Origin of the sequence: Prevotella sp. CAG:255 (assembly GCF_000431195.1) — a bacterium.
Lineage (GTDB): Bacteria > Bacteroidota > Bacteroidia > Bacteroidales > Bacteroidaceae > Prevotella > Prevotella rara.
Map to the genome: position 1 here is coordinate 1 of NZ_HF986767.1, position 19,058 is coordinate 19,058.

Consider the following 19,058-nt stretch of genomic DNA (forward strand, 5'->3'; position numbering starts at 1 on the left):
ACGTGCTCTGGCCAACTGAGCTAAAGAGGCAACGTTAAGCAGCCGTTAGGCGCTTGTTGTAAGGACGTGTCCTAAAACGGCTGCAAAGATAGGCATTATTTTTTAATCTCCAAAACTTTTCGCGATTTTTTTTATCTATTGCGCAATTTTTCTTTAAATTTCGCCAATTGGACCTTCAAAGAGTCCACACAGAGGTCAATTCCCTCTTCAAAAGTATCGCACACTTTTTCAACAAAAAGACGTGAGCCGGGAACCATTACAGTGATACTTGTTTCCTTATTCATGGCAGTGGCAGGCTTAACAACTTTAAGTTGAACCTCTACAGTTTGAATATCCTCATAAGATTTTTCCAACTTGGCAGTTTTCTTTTCGATAAATGCCTTCAATTGTTCAGTAGCGTCAAAATGGATTGACTGAATTTTAACTTCCATAGTTACCTCCTTGTAATTTTAAGGGTTAAGCCCTTGGATGGGCGGATTTGTAAACTTTCTTAAGCTGTTCAAACGTGGTATGAGTATATATCTCAGTAGTTGTCAGCTCCTGATGCCCCAACAGCTTCTTAACGCTCTCAAGTCCGGCGCCATGATTAAGCATGGCTGTAGCAAATGTATGGCGCAGCACGTGCGGGCTGCGTTTTTTAAGCGAGCTCACCCGCGCAAGATTGTCCGACACGCAGACTCTCACTTGCGGATAAGTGAGCCTGCGGCCCTTTGCCGACACAAACAGCGCCGGCTCAAGCCTCGTCACGACTTTGTCTCTTAGTTCCATATATGCCGACAGCGCGTCGCGCAGCCCTTGGCCAAACGGAATGACGCGCTGTTTGTTTCTTTTGCCAGTAACCTTCAGCTGGCAGGCTTCGAGGTCAACCATGGCATCGTCAAGCCCTATAAGTTCGGCAGCGCGCATCCCTGTCTCATAAAAAGTCATTATAATAGTACGCGCGCACACATCTTTATAGTCAGAGAGATTCCACATGCTGCCGTTGAGCAGCTCGTCCATCTCGCTTTCCTTGACGAATTGTGGCAATGGTTTGTTTTTCTTCGGGCCTGTCAGACCGTGGGCCGGATCTGAGCAAACAAGATTTCGGGAAAGGGCAAAACGAAAAAAGGAACGCAATGCGCTCAATCGCCTGTTGACCGACGACGCACTGTTTCCCTTATCCATCATACTCTCCATCCAGTCGCGGATGACATCAGAGTCGACCGACTCCCATGAGAGATGAGCATCCAAATTTTTGAAGTACAGTTCAAACTCTTTCAAGTCTGCTCCGTATTCCTTCACGGTTCTCGCGGAGTAGTTCCGCTCAAACTGGAGGTAGTTCAAAAATTCTCTTATCATCATAAATACAGTTGCTCAAACCATGTTATTCGGCAACGAATTTACAAAAATAAAACCGAACCGCCAAATTTTTCCGCCAAATTCTTTTCCGCTTTACAGGGAATAACTATCATGAGCAGGAAAAAGAAAAATCCGGCACTGAGGAAACCTTATATGTCAACATTTCATCAGAGCCGGACCATAATAAATCCATAGTGCTTAAAATCAGAAAGTAGGAATTGCTCTTCCTGCGGAGCCTATCGACGGCATGTCACGGTTATCTTTTATCTTCTTGCCAATACTGAAATTCCACGACACGTTCAGACTTACAGATGTGTTGTGGCTGAAATACTTGCGCGTCAGCATCCATCCGTCGCCATACACAGTCATTTTCGGTCTGTTATAAAACACGCCATTGTAGCTGAGGTTTACGTTCAGCTTGTTTTTCAACAGCGACATATATGCCTGGGCATTGAGATTGAACCAGCCGTCATATTCATACGACAGCGTCTTTGTCTTGGTCGAAGCTGCAAAGTCGAGTGTTATGCCATAGTTTTTGGCTATTTTAAAATTGTTACTGGTTGAAAAATATAAAGAAGTCTGACTGACAGACTTTCCCGGCATGCTCTCGCGCCTGTTTCTGACTATCATCTCGGTGTTGGTGTACCAGAAGTCAAAGACTTTAGTCTGATATGCCACCGACAGCTTGTGCTGTATCTGCCATCCGGCGTTTTCCGGCCTTGTAAAATAGGTATCCTTACGGTCAGGGTCAGCATGCATAATCACCTTCACCAAATTGTCGCCATAGTTGAAGTCGTAGTACACGGTCCACTTTCTGTGATATGCCAGCCACACATAAAAGTCGTGACGATTTTCTTTTGTCAAGTCAGGGTTACCTATGCTGTATTGATTTTGTCCCTGCCATGTAACGGTAGGCAGTGTATAGTTATAATTCGGCAAGGAGTAATAATACTGGTAGTTGAAGTTAATATAAAATTCTTTTGCCGGCGACGGATTTTCCTCCTTGCTGAGATTCCATTGCGCAAAGATACTCGGGTATATTCCGTCTTCCCATAAATCTACATTGTTTTTACTGTCAATACGGTCACGAAATACGGTTTTCGTCCCGTGATAGTTAAGCGTTCCCTGCACATACAGGAACTTGCCTATCTTCGTGCTATAGTCCACCCATGCGCCATAGTCGGTGCCGGAGCTTACATAGCGCCCGTCACGAATGTATCCAAGCTGCGTTGTCCCCGTGTCGTCGTGCTTGTCGTACATATAACCGTAAACCAAGCCGGCATTTAAATTCGATTTTTTGTTTAGCACCACATGCAACACCGGGTCTATCCATACGTTATTCGTATTATAGCCAAGTCTGGCATTGTCGGCAGTGGAGTTCAATACATAGCTTAAGCCTTCGCTGTAATCCTGCCCCGAATAACTTCCTCTGAAAAAGAAATAGCTGACACTGTCTTTACGGAAAAAGTGTTTGTATTGCAGTCCGACACTATAATACCGGGGTTTCGACAGACTGTTAATATTCAAGAGATCCGTGCCGTCATGGCTGTTGGTCGACGTTTCGCCGTTACTCATTCTCACGCCTCCGTACACATAGATTCTGTCAAGATCAGTAGGCGAATATCTCAGCGCGAGATTATCCATAAGATAGCCATTGCCCCTGGTTACGCTGTTTGTTTCAGTTTGTGTCTCCACATTGTCCGCCACGTCGTTCTGCACCTGCGACCGCACCGACTTGTCGTGCAGGCTGCCTGTCAGCAGGTTGCTTACTCTCACCTTGCCTCGCGCATATAGAAGATTCAGCCCCGGCAAGGCACGCAGAAGACCATCCTGACTGGCTCTGCCATTGAATGTCAGCGTGCCGAGCACACCGCCGTCGTCACGCAGATAAATTTTTATCACGCCGCCAATACCCAAACCATAAGAGGCATCAGGGTTGGTTATCACATCTATGTGTGAAATCATCGAGGGGTCGATGGTCTTCATCTGCTCCTGTGTTATTTCTTGCTCCTCAAGATATATCAAGGTGTTTTGCCGTCCGTAGACGCTGACATCCTCACCCCTCACGCTGACGCCGCGCATAAATTTCATAAAATCCAGCAGCGTCTGGCCTTTAGCCAGCGGATTGCCTTTCACCCTGACCGTTATGGTGCCGTTTGACTTCACGCTCGAGTAATCCGCCATGACCGTCACTTCGTCGAGCATTTTTGCAGAACCGCCCATAACGACCGCGCCCAAATCGAGAGGGCCGCTTACGCGCAGTTTTTTATTGTATTTGTCATAGCCCACGCACGTTATGCCGAGAGTGTAGCGTCCTTCGGATATGCTGTCTATCATGAACGTGCCGTCGTTGCCGGTAATGACAGGCGCCAGCTTTGTTCCGTCGTCAAGCCGTGTCATCGTCACAGTGGCGCGTTCTATGGCGTTGCCGGCATCGTCTGTCACGCGTCCGGTAACAGTGATGCCAGTCTGGGCATTCGCAGTGTATGCAAACAGTGCTATTATAAAGGCTAAAAAGTGTTTCATAGTTTAATTTTTTATTTGTATCAGATATTTGCGGAAAACACGAGCAAGCGGCATCAGCGTGCTTTGCGCCACTTCGACTTATAAGTTGGTCATGTATTATGAATGTTTTCAATTTGTCGGCAAATCCGTTATGTGTAAACCTTGCCTGTTCTTGCCAGCTGTTTTCCTTTCAGATTACCTATTTCTCTGATAATTCCGTTAATTTTCATAGCGTAAAGTTTAATGTGTTTTTACAATCCCTACAAACCGACTATATTAAGGTATATAGAATTTGTTTGCCGCAAGAGGTTCGGGCTTAAGCCTCTGCAAAGATTATAGCCAAGAAAGATAAGCCATGCCGGCCTGACTACACTCTTTAACATAAATGCATATATATGCAAAGATAATAATTATATTCCAAAACTTCATCCTTTTACTTTTTTTAACCTTAATCTTACAAAAATCACATTTTTTAAATCGCTCCACAAGACAGCCTGAACAAAATCAGACATCGCCGACACATTTTTTAAACGCCATATAAAGAGCCGGATGTCAAAGGGCAATACCGAAACAAGCCCAACAGCCATATACGCCAACAGCCCTACCCTCAGGATGCATGCACAGGAGAAAAGCCAATGCTGATGCTTACAAACACGATGCAGACAGCCGAAGCTGCTACACACACAACAACAATAATAACAAAAAAACGTGATTGATTATCGCTTTCCAAAAAAAATACGACGAAAGCGCCATAAGAAAACAGCAATGCCTCAACGGCACACAGACGCTACATATTTTTATATATAAAAAAAGGATGTGGCACAGTCACTCCGTGTACATCCCCCCAATAGCCTATCGGCAAAATTACATCGTCCTGCGAACGCACCATCATATCGGCTGCAAATATTCGCAGGACCTTATCATTACTTTTTAACGCCTAAGCGGTATACCCATTCAATATTGGTTATTCCTCTGTAGCTCTCAGTTTCTGTACGTAAATAGCGCGTTCCATCTTGAGCCTCTTCAAGACAGACGGCTTATCGAACTGCTGACGTGCACGAAGTTCCTTTACGACACCTGTCTTCTCAAATTTTCTCTTGAATTTCTTCAATGCTCTTTCGATGTTCTCGCCATCTTTAACTGGTACAATGATCATTTTTTGTCTTAAAATTTTATATGTTAAACTTATTTTTTAATTTCATGCTATTATTAGCGGCTGCAAAATTACATCTTATTTTTTTATCTTCCAAATATTCAGAGGCTTTTTAAGCAAAAAGTATTTATTTTTCACATCTGCCTGACTTTCAGCGGTTAAATTGCCCATGCAAAACGTTTTATTGAGCATATGAAACGTAGTTCGGCGTAGCCAATTATAAATTATGAATTGTGAATTATGAATTATGAATTGTTACTACAGCTCCGGGTTAAAGTCCCAGTCTGTAGCCTAACGTCAGCGTGAAAGCCGAAGAACGCTTCAATTTGCCGTTAAGGAGGTAATACTCCAGAAAATAGCTGGTTCCGTCGGTCGAAAGATTCTTCGCAACAATCTCGTCATCTTTTATGTCGAGCAGTCCAAATTCATATCTTGCATCAAGTACAAAACGTTTGTATTCATACGAGAGTCCCAGAGGTATGGTAACATCAACCTTACGGCAACGGTCTTTTATGTCTGTATATTTGCCGTCCCACGGTTGTCCGTCAAATATCTCTTTGTATCCCCTTGGATATTTTGCGCTCAGCATGAAGTCTACCTGCACTCCGGCTTTAACGGCGAGACCTTTATATATATAAAAGTTAGCCATTACAGGCACACTGAGGTAAGAAAGCTTCACTTTATGCCCGTCTCCATCTTCTTGCCAGAATTTAAGTTCTTTATCATACATGTCATCGTCTATTTGTCCGGTTCCGGGATCCTCCAAAGGCCCTTTAAGATAAGCATACCCCCAGATAAACTTGTCGAAACCGCATCCGCGCTCCGAATAATCAATCCCCAAAGTTACTCCGAGCCATTTTGTAGCCATATATTCGGCCTCCACTCCTGCCTTTATCCCAGCTTTATACGCAGTATTGTCAATGCCGCTTACATCTGAAAAAGTAAGTCCTATCTTTGGCTGCAAAGAAAATTCGCCTGCCTGACGCTGCGCAAACATCGTCAGAGGCATAAGAAAGACAGCAATTAAAGCAAAAAGTTTTTTCATACTATTTTTATAATGATTAAAATTCCACACCAGCAGTCTGAACACATGGACTGACAGAATCAGACATTTATATAAATGTATAAAAAAGACCATTCTTCACACTCTTTTCCCCTTCAGCATTGCTCATTCGACATTCTTATGGGGCGATATTCCGGTATCGTTCACGGGTTCAAATATTCTTTTAAGACAGGTTCCGACTGCAGATTTAGCAATATTTTACAAAAATAAGAATATTTTTTGTCTCATCAAAACTTTAAACACTTTATTTATTTGCCGGCATCAGCATGCAGCAACCTGAAAATAATATTTCATGAAGGAAAAAAACCTGAACAAATCACATTGCTGAATAAAAACGGACTTAGCTTCCTTTTTGATTTCCTTTGACACTCTCATACTGAGATATTTGAAAATTAAAATCTGTTGGACGAAAATTCGGGCAGTTTTCGCGTGCAAGTGTAATCCGGTGTGTTACAATGTGTTACGGCAAAATCTGGCAATATGTGCAACATTTTTTGTCCCATTTCGGACAAAAAAGCTATTATTTCAATAAAAAAACAGGCCTGTTTTCCCCTTAAAAGCGGTGCTTTTTCCACTAAAAAGTTGCCGAGTAATTTTTCAAAAGCATGCCTTTTGCATGATAATGTAAACATACTTTACCGATGCAAGCCATAAAAGCGCTCTCCGTTTTCTATTTCGGCAGAAAATCATGACATTTTTGTGATGACACTTTGAGCGGCAAAATACCTGATGAGCTGACAATGCTTCAAATCATGAGCACCTGTCTTATGCCATACATCTTGTAAAAATAAAATAAGCGGAAGTAGCCCAAGGTATTCCTTAAAGGACGACTTCCGCTTATAAAGTTACAGGAAAACAACTGCCGATGAGGTGTTATGCTACATACTTTAGCCTGTAAATCAATAAAAAGCAAGATTCACGGCATCAGATTTCTGCACAAGCCGATGCCAGCCACTCGCGGTCTTCGCCTTCGAGATGCTGCGAAAGGCGGTCGTAGACAGTGCGGTGGTATTCGTTGAGCCACTCTTTTTCTTCAGGCAGCAGCATCTCTTTATTAACCGGAGCGAGGTCTATCGGACAGAGCGTAAGCGACTCGAAGCCGAGGAACGAGCCAAACTCGGTGTCGCGATATGGCACGGTGAGCAGCGTGTTCTCTATCCTCACGCCGAAGCGTCCGGCAAGATATATGCCCGGCTCGTCGGTAACGGTCATGCCTTCAACGAGCGGTGCAGGCCTGTATTCCATGCGTATCTGGTGAGGACCTTCGTGGACATTGAGATATGAGCCTACGCCGTGGCCCGTGCCGTGCATGTAGTTGAAGCCGTAGCGCCACATGTCTTTGCGGGCGAGCGCATCGAGCTGTGTGCCGCTGGCGCCACGCGGAAACTTGCAAAGCTCCAGCTGTATGTGGCCTTTCAGCACAAGCGTATAGACGAGTTTCTGCTCCTCGGTTACATCGCCCAGGGCTATGGTGCGCGTTATGTCGGTGGTTCCGTCGAGATACTGCGCACCCGAATCTATCAGAATAAGTCCTTCGGGACGCAGCGGCACGTCGGTTTCGGGCGTTGCCTCATAGTGAACAATGGCTCCGTGCTCCTGATAGGCGGCAATGGTGTCGAACGATATGTCCTTAAACAGCTTCTGCTCCGCGCGCAGCGATGTCAGCTTGCGGTCGACGCTCATCTCGGTCTCACCGCCGGCCTCAACGGCAGGCTTAAGCCAGCGCAGAAACTTCACCAGCGCAACGCCGTCGCGCAGCATGGCGCGGCGGAAGCCTTCTATCTCGGCACTGTTCTTGACGGCCTTCATATATGGTATGGGCGACGGCTGCGCCACCTTCTCGCATCTGACGGCACTGAACAGCGTATGGTTTATCTCGCACGAATCGAGCAGTATGTTATATTCAGAATATGCAGCCAGGGCATCTTTCACCTTATTATAATCTGCAATGTCTACGCCCTCGCCCTTCAGATACTCACGCACGCCGTCGTCGAGCTTGGCGCCGTCAACGAACAGCGTGGCATGGCGTGACGTTATGAGCAGATAAGACACAAACACAGGATTGCAGTGGACATCAGAGCCTCGCAGGTTGAGCGTCCAGGCTATGTCGTCGAGCGCGGCGGCAAGCATTCCGCAGGCGTTTATGTCCTTCAGCATTGCGCGTATGCGCTCCAGTTTCGAGGCGCACGACTCTCCGGCATACTCCAGCGGATGAACGGTTATCTTGTTCTGCGGCACCGGCGGACGGTCGGTCCATATCTGCCCGAGCGGATCAAAGTTGGTTCTTACGGTTATGCCGCCCTCATTCCGAAGTCCGGCAATGAGCTCTGCCACCGAAGCTTCTGAATTGACCATGCCGTCGATGCCCACAACGGGACTCGAAACGAAAGAGAGCTTCTGGCCGAGCCACTTTATTATCGACGGCGTGCCCTCAACACGCTCTTTCATCAGCTTAAACTCCGTGCCTTCGAGCTGCTCGGCAGCGGCAAGGAAATAGCGCGAGTCGGTCCACAGCGCGGCAGCGTCCATAGTAACAACGGCTGTTCCCGCCGAACCGTTGAAGCCGGATATCCACTTGCGCCCCTCCCAATGTTCGGGCACATACTCGCCGTTGTGAGGGTCGGTAGAAGGGAATATAAACGCATCGATGCTCTCGCGGCGCATCACGTCGCGCAGGGCTGCCAGTCTTTGTTCTATAATAGTGTTCGTCATAATGAATAAGATTTTTCAGAATAGTCTGAACAAAGATAATTCTTTTTAGACTTAACAGCAAACTAAAACAGAAATAACCTGATTATTTTTTAGCAGATACCTTAGAAGCCGTTTGTATCTACACTTAGCGTTTTTAGGATTAAGACAAAAAGAATCAGCGGACAAGGGATAACCCCTGCCCGCTGACATCACAGAAAAATTTACTACATTAAGAACCTAAAAAACTTATTTAAGCATAACTTTCTTAACTATGCGCTGGCTGCCGCATCTTACGTCTATCATGTAAACGCCGCCTGCCAGGCCATCTACTACAACGGTTCCGCCCTCAACGTCGAATGAACGCACCATCATGCCGGCTGTGTTGTATACGAGCACCTTAGCCTCGCCGTCAACAGTGATCACGATGTTTCCGTTTTCAACCTTAATGCCTTCGCCTGAAGTTATTCCGCCGATACCTGTTGTCTCAGGCTTAACGCCTATAGTCTTCAGCGTCAGTTCAGGATAAGCCGCATTGGTCATAGAGCAGTAAACATTCTCGTCGAAGTTCTTCATGAATGTTGTAACGCCGTTGTCAATAGTATAGTCAGTGCCCTCAACGAGAGTTGCGCCTGATTCTGTTGTCCATGTGTAAACTGTAGGATTCTCAGCCACCATATACTCGCTGCTCAAGTCAACCTTACCACCATCTACAGTAATCTCAACGTCCTTCTGAGGAGTATACTTATAGTTCATCGGGTTATGGATGTCGAATACAGGCAGAGTGCTGAACTTAAAGTTATTGTCGTAAGCGTATACCATGCTATATTTATCTGCCTGGCCTGACATATCGAGCGATGAAAGGTTATTACCATTGCAATAAAACTCGCGTAATATCGGGCAATTAGTAACATCAAGAGTCTTCAACTTATTATCTGAAACTCTCAGCTGATACAAGGCGGGAAGCTCAGGAAAAACCAAAGTTTCAAAATTATTGCCACTAAGTTGTAGTGTTGCCAACTTTGTATTGTTGCTAAGGTCTATTGCCGAAAGCTTGTTATTGATCAAGGACACATTTGTAAGATTGGTAAGTTTAGACAAGTCTATCTGTTCCAGGTTACAATCTGACAATGTCAGGAATCCGAGGAGAGTGTTGTTGCTCAGATCTATCTCTGTAAGGCCTGCGTTAGATAATGTCAACGTGGTCAAATCTTTCAATTTAGATATATCAACCTTTTCCAAAGCAACATTAGACATACTCAAGACAGTAATATCACAGTAAGACTCATCATAGCCATAAATTGTTATATTCTTGTTGGCACCAAGCTGTGATGTCAATGTTGTATTTCCACTACCCAATATACACTCAGCCAGTTTACCGTCACCGAAATCTACATAAACAGCTTTAGGAGTCTTGGCAGCCAATATCATCCTTACTTCAGAACCCACTTCTGCGGTACTAACCAAATTAGCCAACACAAATTCCGGTTTTTCAGAAGTTTCAACAAGAGTTGTTGTAAGAGTCAGATCTGGATAAGCCTCGTTTGTCAGCTCAGCATATACTTTCTCCTCCTGAACTTTCAAGAATGTAGTAACACCATTTTCAACATTATAATCTACACCCTCTTCCATTACATTTCCGCTTTCAGTCTTCCATGTAAACTTGGTATTCTTGCCCTTAAATGTTGCCTCCTTAGACAAATCTACCATGAATGATTTTTCAGCAATAGTTACAGGATTCTGGTTACCGTAAACAAACTCCTGTGCCGTAGTCTGAGGCAATGTGCTGTATGTAAAGTAGTTTCCTTCAACATTCAGTTTCTCAAGTTTAGTGTTATATGCCAAATTTACTGACTTAAACTTATTGTATGACATATTCAGGTCACGGATGTTGTACATAGTTGTAAACATATAGTCGGAAACCTCGTTATTTGAGAAGTCTAGGACCTCTACTGAAGATGCTCTGCTTAAGAAAGACAGGTTCTTAAGTTTATTGCCAGAGCAGCTGATTTCTGACATAGCAGAAGCAGAAGATTCGAATACTATGCTCTCAAGCTGATTATTGTCACAGCTAAGCATCTTAGTATTCGTAAGTCCTTTTATACTCAAAGTTGTAAGTTTATTGTTGTCAAGCTGAATAGAATTAAATTTCAAATTGCCAGACAGGTCTATTTCTGCAATCTCGTTATTATTAAGGTTAAGATTTCTTATAGCCTTAGATTTAAATATATTCGCACTGGTAAGTTTCATTCCAGAAGCATCGAAGTCTTTGAGCTGAACACCAGAAGCAGTATAAACCTTTATGTTAGCGCCCTTAACCTCGCCGCTGACCTCTTGTGGCGTGTCAGACAGAGTAAACTCTTTAAGTTCACCGTCACCAAAGTCAACCTCAACCTTTTCACCCTTACCGAATGTAGACAAGTTCATGGCAAATGTCTCACCAACAGCCAAACCTGTTGTCATATCGGCAGCAAGTGTAGACTTTCCAACATCCTCAGGATTCAAAACAAGGAAACGGCTTGTTTTTAATTCAAGACCTGGATACTTATCATTTCTAAAAGCACAATATACGCTATCACTTTGAGCTTTAAGGAACGTAACCACACCTTTATCATAAGTATAATCAGTTCCTTCTGTCAGCCTTGTGCTTGATCCATAAGGACTATTGCTATCTGTAAGGTAAACAGTAACTGTTGTTTCATGTTCAGAATCATATATGTCTTTTGAAAGATCTAAGGTTTCTTCTATAGAAAGTTCTTTCGCTACAGACATTTCTTTCTGAGGATAATATGAATAGTTCTTTAATGCATCATAGGCTAAAGGCAATGAATTAAACGTGAAATAATTATATCTTAGTTCCAACTCTATCATATCATTATTCTTTGAAAGGTCAAGACTTTTCAAATTATTTCCAGTTAAAACCAAAGACTGCAATTTTGGATTTTTAGAAAGATCCAAATCTGTCAAATCATTATATGCAACAAACAACCTTATCAATTCAGGGTTATTGCTCACGTCCAATGTCTTATGACGATATTCGTAAGGTGTTTTTTGAGTAAGATACAACTCTCTCAATTTTGTATTTTTGCTGACATCAACCGTGGTTATTTTTGTTAGTCCTATACTAAGTATGAGCAATTCAGTATTTTTACTCACATCTATTGTTGACAGTCCCGTTTGATCAACAGACAAACGTTGCAAACCAAGATTATTTGAAACATCTATACTGGTCATGTTAGCAGCTCCATAAGCAGCAATCTCACGTATTTTCTTGTTATGAGAGAAATCAATATTCCCCATTTCAAAATTTGCCTGAGCATAAAGATACAAAAGTTCCTCATTCTTTGTTATGTCCAAACTTTTAAGACGGTTATCTTGACAATCAACATAAAGAAGTGCAGGATTTTGTGTCAAATCCAATTCAGGCAAGACATTGTGACCACAATCAATATAATAAAGTTTGCTGTTTTTTGTCAAATCCAATACAGACAAGCCATTTCCATAGCAACTAAGCATTTCTAGATTTTCGCAGTTTGACACATTTAATCCCGTCAAAGAAACCATTGGGCAATAGAGAAATGTTATGAGCGTCTTGCTTCCATAAACCTTAACGCTGCCATCACTTACTTCTCCATCTATCAATATGGTATCCTTCTTTCCGATATCATAATCTTTTACATTACCACCACCGAAGTCAACTTTAATTGTACCACCCTCAGCATCGGACGTACCAACATTGAATGAAATTGTCGTTCCTGCAGTTTTCAGATCCAACACGCACTCGTCCTCTCCGTCAGGAGCCTGAACGTTCATGGCATTACTATAATGTGGAACAGTCCACAACGCCACCAACAACATCAAAAGGGTAGACAACAACCTGTTATCAGTTCCCCTGCTTGTAAACAAATTCTTCATAAGCATTAAAAAATTTAATTCGCTCCAAAGATAGGCACATTCTGATTAAACTTCAAGCTTATTAGGGGGATAAAAAGGGGACCCTGGTAGTGTTTTTATGGGGATATATCGTTTTTTTGCCCTAAAACAGGAGGTTACACATTAAAAGAAAAAAAGATATTGATACATAGAATGTGTATCTTCAAGTCCCATTTTTCTTGCAATTTTCTGTTTTTTCTTTTTGCAATACTCCGATGTTATGTTCAAAAGGGAGGATATTTCCTTATTATTCAGACCGATATACACCAAAGAAATAAATCTTATCTCATTTGCGGTAAGATTAGGATGCTTTTCTTTAAGCCGAAGGACAAATTCTTTGTTAGATTCTTCAAAATAAGTTGTAAAATAGCTCCATTCTTTATTTTCAGAAAGATGCGACTTGAGTTCACGGATATTTAAATCGAGCTGTGAGTTCTTTTCGATGTTCACATCCTTCGACAAAGATTCTATAATATTCAGCACGGCCTCGTTTCTGTTTGCCATGAACAGAGCCTTAGACATCAGTTCGCGGTTCTTCTTCTCGAGCTGAAGCTGAAAATCTTTCTGGTCAAGCATGCTCTGTGCCTCCTGCTCTTCAAGTTTCTTCGCCAGCAGCTCCTGATTTTTCTTTTCCTGTTCGAGCTGAAGCTCCACAATCTTCTGACGCTGCTTCACCTTAACCATGTGGTTAGACAAGGCCCATATCAGCACGACAACCAACACCACAATAAAGACAATCAGAATCTGCGTACGGGTTTCCCGGGCATGATATTCACTTATCTCCTTCTCCTTCCTAAGCAGTTCAAACTGAATACTGCTATTTTCGAAAGCCACCCTGTCGATACGCACCTGCATGGAGTCTTTGGCTACGATGAACGAGTCTTTGTATGCAAACGCAAGATTATATTGTTTCATACAGAGATATGCCTCACTGAGAATTTCATAGAAAGGCTGCTTTCTGACAAGGTCTGTCTCGTTAGCGATGCCTTCATTAGCCATTGCCACCGCACTGTCATAATCTCTCATCTCGATATAGGCCTTACACATATTTATTCTTATGTCCTGCCTTATATCCGGATACAGGTTCATCTTTATGACACGTTTTGCAAAAGATATGAGAGCCTTATACTGATGCGTCTCAAACAAATAGTCGGTCTTCAGGGCTTGCAGGGACATCCATTCCTCTGTATTGGGCTTAACCAGCTGCTCGGTTATATTCATATATACCCTACACTCCTCAAGATTGCCCATATCTATCGCCGAAATGGCCACGTTGAGCGCAGATCCCCGCAGAAAGGTTGTATCCTTTATATCCTTTGCATAATTATAGTTGCGCTTGAAATATTCGTTTGCCTGCAAATACTTGTTGCTTTTCAGGTAAAGATATGCCATGTTGTTCAGGGTTGACATCTCCTCGCGCTTGCTGAGTTTCTCTACCGAAATCTTATATGCCTTCGACAGATAGTCTAAAGCGTCGTCATAATTGAGCATCTCGGCAAGATTGAACGCCCAGTTGATATGACAATGGAACACCATCTCGTAATCGTTCTTGCGTTCTGCCATCTCACGCAGCTTTGTCAGCACCTCAAAAGACTCTTTATAATTACGCTTGTCCGACAGTCTCTTGGCAGTTTCAAGCAGAGAGTCCTCATAGTGAGTCCTGCCTTCAAACTCCCGATACAAGGCATGCATGCAGACAACATGAAGCAACAACACCAGCAAAAAGCAAAATCTTTTCATAATATTACTGACAAGAAAAGCAAAACATACAATATGAATACAACACACGCCATACTGACATCTGTGCAGCTGCAAGCCATGACATCCGAAACCACCATATATATTAAAATAGGATAAGCCGAAACTCCCGTCACGATTTATGGTCTGCAAGCCGGCACAGCCGGACATCTCCTGACGATTAAGGACGCCTGGAGACACAGTATGTACCCTATATAAGGGCAGGCTTGCCCATTTTAGACGAAATCACATAATATTTTATATGATTTTGCAAAATAGACATTACAAAGATATGTCTTTTTAAATTTAATAACAAACTAAAATACTAATAAATATTTTATATCCATTCTTTTTACTAAATTTGCAAAAGTAAAGCCGCATATCGGACTATTAAAAAGAGAGGTATGACACACCATGCCTGCGATTACGGTAAAAAACAAGGACAATTGAATGTCTTAACAATAATAAAACACAAGTTATTATGAAATTCTTAACTAACGAAAAACTTACAATCGTCGGCGCAGCCGGAATGATTGGTTCAAACATGGTTCAAACAGCCCTCACAATGGGTCTGACTAACGACATCTGCCTTTATGACGTTTTCTCACCGGAAGGCGTTGCTGAGGAAATGCGCCAGAGCGGTTTCGGCGATGTGAAGATAACAGCTACAACTGATGTAAAAGAAGCTTTCACAAACGCTAAGTATATCATCTCTTCTGGTGGTGCTCCACGTAAGGCCGGCATGACACGCGAAGACCTGCTGAAAGGCAACTGCGAGATTGCTGAAGGACTTGGCAAGAACATCAAGGAATATTGCCCTGACGTTAAGCACGTTGTTATCATCTTCAACCCGGCTGACCTTACAGGTCTTGTAACTCTGCTGTACTCTGGCCTGAAACCTTCACAGGTTACAACTCTTGCAGCTCTTGACTCTACACGTCTGCAGAGCGCACTGGCTAAGAAGTTCAACGTTATGCAGAGCGAGATCGAAGGTTGCGCTACATACGGCGGTCACGGAGAGCAGATGGCTGTATTCGGCTCACACGTAACTATCGACGGCAAACCTCTGACAGAAATCATCGGCACACCTGAGTTCACAAACGAGGAGTGGGAGCAGATGAAGGTTGACGTTACTAAGGGTGGTGCCAAGATTATCGAGCTCCGCGGACGTTCTTCATTCCAGAGCCCGGCTTATCTCTCTGTTGAGATGATCCGTGCCGTGATGGGTGGCGAGCCTTTCCGTTTCCCTGTTGGAACTTATGTTTCTAACGAGAAATACAACCACATCATGATGGCTATGAAGACTACTCTCGACACAACCGGCGCTCACTATGAGATGCCGCAGGGAACTGCTGAGGAGAACGCTAAACTCGACGCTAGCTACGAGCACCTCTGCAAGATGCGCGACGAGCTGGTTACTCTGAACATCGTTCCTGAAATCTCTGAGTGGAACAAGATTAACCCGAACCTGTAATTAATTTATACCAAAAAGTCCCGGCCAAAAGCCGGGATTTTTTGGTATAATTGAGAATGGAGAATTGAGAATGGATAATTATGATTACACTTTATAATTAGGAATGAGTTTAAATCATCAGTTCCAATTATGAATTATGAATTAAAATCAGCGTTCCCAATTATGAATTGTGAATTGTGAATTATGAATTAAAAAATTACATTCTGTATATTTCATCCAACTTCAATTCTGTTATCTTTCCGTATTTTGAAAGTTTCTGCATGTCGAGTTTCGACTTGTCTCCTACAATAATCAAGATGTAGGGACGGCCTTTCACATTTTTATTATAATAGTCGTAGACATCCTCGTCTGTAACGGTCTTCAACGACTCCGCCAGGGCGGCGTCAGGATCGGCCTTATAGCCTTGCGCACGATACAAGGCTATGGTCTGACCTATGTTGCGGAACGACGGATAACTGTTGTTTATGCCGTTGAGCATCGAACGGCGGGCGTCGCTCATGTTCTTGTCGCGCACAGGCATGCAGGCAAACAGACTGTCGAGCGTAGCCACGGCATCCATTGTCTTGTCAGCCTGAGTGCCCATAATTGTCATAAACGCCGTGGGAGCGTCGGCATGTAGCACGGGCGACGGCACTTCGGCTGTGCCGGAAGCGTAATAAGCATACGAGCGCAACTCGCGCAAATCCTGAAACATTACCGACGACATGCCGCTGCCGAAATAACTGCCCCACAGCTTCAGGCAGGTGCGCTCGTCTTGTTCAGGCACAGGGGCGAGCGGCGTGTATGTGGCAACTACAGTCTGGCGCGCCTTGGGATTGTCGAAGATATACACAGCCGGGGCGTCATACTGCATCAGCGGCTTATAGGTGTCAGCGTATGGCTCACGGGCTTTGTCAACAGGCAACAGACGGCTTACCTCCTGCCCCACCGACTCAGCGTCGCGACTGCCGCAATAAACAACAGACAGCTGCACGTTCTGAAGGCTGTCAAACAGACTTACAAGCTCTTCGGGCTCCATCTTTTTGACATCACCAACAGACACACGGTTGAGATAAGCCGACTTGCTGCCGTAGGCTATCTTCGACAGCGCAGCATTAGCAATGCTCGAATTATCCTTCACAAACGCCATGTCGTTAAGGCGCCACGCACGTTTCAGTTCAGACATCTGTGTCTTGTCAGGCTTCACCGACGAGAGGAAATGGCCCAGCAGCCTCAACGAAGGCTCAAGGTTGCGCTCAAAGCCCTGCATGGATATGATGAACGAATTGTTGCCGGCACTGAAACTGAGCGTAGAACCGACGTTCTGCAGGGCACGGCGCAGCTGCTGACTTGTAAGCGAGTCGGTGCCGAGCGCGTCGATATACGATTCGAGCACCTCCAGACGCGGGTCGGCAATCTTGCCCTTGTGATAGATAAGCTGAAGGGTGAACACGTCGTTGACGTTATTCTTGACGGCATAAAGCTCTGCCATACGGCCGAGACTTATGCGAGATGCGTCACGGTCGAAGTCGATTATGCGCGGATCAACATCCTTGTGCCCCATGGAGTCGAGCATGGCGGCATAAGCCGACTGCGCCGTTATGTTCTTTGCAGGCATGGGCTTATATCCCGGCTGCGACACCTTGTCGGAAGGATAGCTGCCGTATTTCTTGACGAAGTCCATATATTCGTTGTTGAAATATTTGCGCGCCACACGCATCACGTCGTCACGACTCACATTCTCAACAGCCAGTTCACGGTCTAAATATTCAGCCCACGAGTCTTCGCCGTTGCCGTAAGCCTCAACCATCATCCATCCGCGCTTGTCGGCATCTTCCAGCTTGCGTTTAAGCTCGCGCCCGGCTTCCATCTTCAGCGCCTGCAGGTCGCTGTCGCCGAAGTCGCCGTTCTTCACCTTTTCCACCTGCTCCATGCACCTACGCATAAGTTTCTTACGCGAGCCGAACGGCAGACTCGGCACTCCTGCCACAAACGTTATGCCGGCATCCTTCAGCGCGGCAGTCATGGCCGTGGCCATAAGTGCGCCGCCGTTGTTGCTTATAGAGTCGAGCTTGCCCGAACCGAAGTTGTTCGTCAGCAGTCTCACGGCTATGTCGAGCGCAGCCTCGTCGGCATGTCCGTGCGACGGAGTGCGGAATGCCATAAGCTCGCCCTTGACTATGGGGTAAGGTATGCGCAGTCTTACTTCCGGCCGCGACGCGAGCGACACGGGCTTAAACTCGCTGCGCGCCGGAGCCTCGCCTGCCCTTATCCGTCCGAACGTGCGCTCGAGCAGCGGTTTAATTGAGTCGGCGCACACATCGCCGGCAAGTATCAGCGCCATGTTTCCTGCCACATAATAACGGTCGTAGAAGTTGCGCATCTCGCTCAGACGCGGATTCTTCAGGCTTTCGGTGCTGCCCACTATCGGATAAGCGTAAGGCGTTCCGCTGAAGAAGTTTTCCATCACACGTTCGTATGCGTTCATAAGCACATTGTCGGCATACATGTTTTTCTCTTCATACACGGTTTCGAGTTCGCTCTGAAACAGGCGGAACACAGGACTGATAAGGCGCTCGCTGTTGAGCGACGCCCACTGGTCTACATACTGCGGCAGAAACGTGTTGTAATATACGGTATAGTCGAGGCTCGTTGCGGCGTTAAGTCCCGAACCACCGTAGCGCGACACAAGGTTGCTGAACTCGTTGGGTATGGCATATTCGGCAGCCTTTGCGCCCAGCCGGTTTATGTCGGCTTGTATCTGCCGGCGCATGGTCTCGTCTTTGGTCTGCGCCAGTTGGTCGTATTTGGCAGATATAGAGTCGAGCCACGGCCGTTCCTTCTCATAGTCAACCGTACCAATCTTGTCGGTGCCCTTAAACATTATGTGTTCAAAATAGTGTGCAATGCCGGTGTTGGGGCAGTCGGCAGCTCCTGCCTTCACCACCACGGCGCCGAACACTCTCGGCAGCGCATGGTCTTCATTTATCCACACTGTAAGTCCGTTACTCAGTTTCATTTCTTTCACCTTCATGGCATTGTCGTCATATCCGGCAGCATGAGCCGTGATGCCCGAAAGTGCCATGAGGCATATAAGCAAGGCTGTATGTTTCATCATATCATCATTGTGTATGTGGTGTGCCGGCAGGGATAAAGTTGCTGCACGCCTGTGTTTAACGTTTCCACAA

General features: G+C 44.8%; 10 protein-coding genes. 1 reads left to right on the plus strand and 9 read right to left on the minus strand.

Features of this window, described 5'->3' with window-relative positions:
* Positions 1-131 precede the first annotated feature (131 nt).
* The 8 genes from hpf to QVO66_RS01285 all read right to left on the minus strand — a co-directional run bounded on the left by hpf (position 132) and on the right by QVO66_RS01285 (position 14,420).
* Positions 132-431 carry a ribosome hibernation-promoting factor, HPF/YfiA family gene (gene hpf / locus QVO66_RS01250; RefSeq protein WP_021853555.1) on the minus strand — a complete coding sequence of 100 codons (300 nt, stop codon included), beginning with the start codon at positions 429-431 and terminating at the stop codon, positions 132-134.
* A gap of 25 nt (positions 432-456) precedes the next feature.
* Positions 457-1,341, minus strand: a complete 885-nt coding sequence (locus tag QVO66_RS01255; RefSeq protein ID WP_021853556.1) for a tyrosine-type recombinase/integrase — start codon at positions 1,339-1,341, stop codon at positions 457-459.
* 201 nt (positions 1,342-1,542) lie between these two features.
* Positions 1,543-3,864, minus strand: a complete 2,322-nt coding sequence (locus QVO66_RS01260) for a TonB-dependent receptor (RefSeq protein WP_021853557.1) — start codon at positions 3,862-3,864, stop codon at positions 1,543-1,545.
* 943 nt (positions 3,865-4,807) lie between these two features.
* A complete protein-coding gene (gene rpsU / locus QVO66_RS01265) occupies positions 4,808-4,999 on the minus strand; it encodes a 30S ribosomal protein S21 (protein ID WP_021853559.1) in 192 nt (63 codons plus the stop codon).
* A gap of 268 nt (positions 5,000-5,267) precedes the next feature.
* Positions 5,268-6,041 carry a porin family protein gene (locus QVO66_RS01270; protein ID WP_288172419.1) on the minus strand — a complete coding sequence of 258 codons (774 nt, stop codon included), beginning with the start codon at positions 6,039-6,041 and terminating at the stop codon, positions 5,268-5,270.
* Positions 6,042-6,983: 942 nt separating this feature from the next.
* A complete protein-coding gene (locus tag QVO66_RS01275; protein ID WP_021853561.1) occupies positions 6,984-8,771 on the minus strand; it encodes an aminopeptidase P family protein in 1,788 nt (595 codons plus the stop codon).
* A 225-nt stretch (positions 8,772-8,996) separates the two neighbouring features.
* The gene (locus tag QVO66_RS01280; RefSeq protein ID WP_021853562.1) at positions 8,997-12,662 is read right to left on the minus strand and encodes a leucine-rich repeat domain-containing protein; all 3,666 of its coding nucleotides are present in this window, start codon (positions 12,660-12,662) and stop codon (positions 8,997-8,999) included.
* A gap of 141 nt (positions 12,663-12,803) precedes the next feature.
* Positions 12,804-14,420, minus strand: a complete 1,617-nt coding sequence (locus tag QVO66_RS01285) for a transcriptional regulator (RefSeq protein WP_288172420.1) — start codon at positions 14,418-14,420, stop codon at positions 12,804-12,806.
* A 478-nt stretch (positions 14,421-14,898) separates the two neighbouring features.
* On the opposite strand from QVO66_RS01285, the gene QVO66_RS01290 reads away from it, so the two are divergent.
* Positions 14,899-15,891: a malate dehydrogenase gene (locus QVO66_RS01290; RefSeq protein ID WP_021853564.1), complete on the plus strand. Its 993-nt coding sequence runs from the start codon at positions 14,899-14,901 to the stop codon at positions 15,889-15,891.
* Between the two features lie 196 nt (positions 15,892-16,087).
* On the opposite strand, the gene QVO66_RS01295 is transcribed toward QVO66_RS01290, so the two are convergent.
* Positions 16,088-18,988, minus strand: a complete 2,901-nt coding sequence (locus QVO66_RS01295; RefSeq protein WP_288172421.1) for a M16 family metallopeptidase — start codon at positions 18,986-18,988, stop codon at positions 16,088-16,090.
* Positions 18,989-19,058 lie beyond the last annotated feature (70 nt).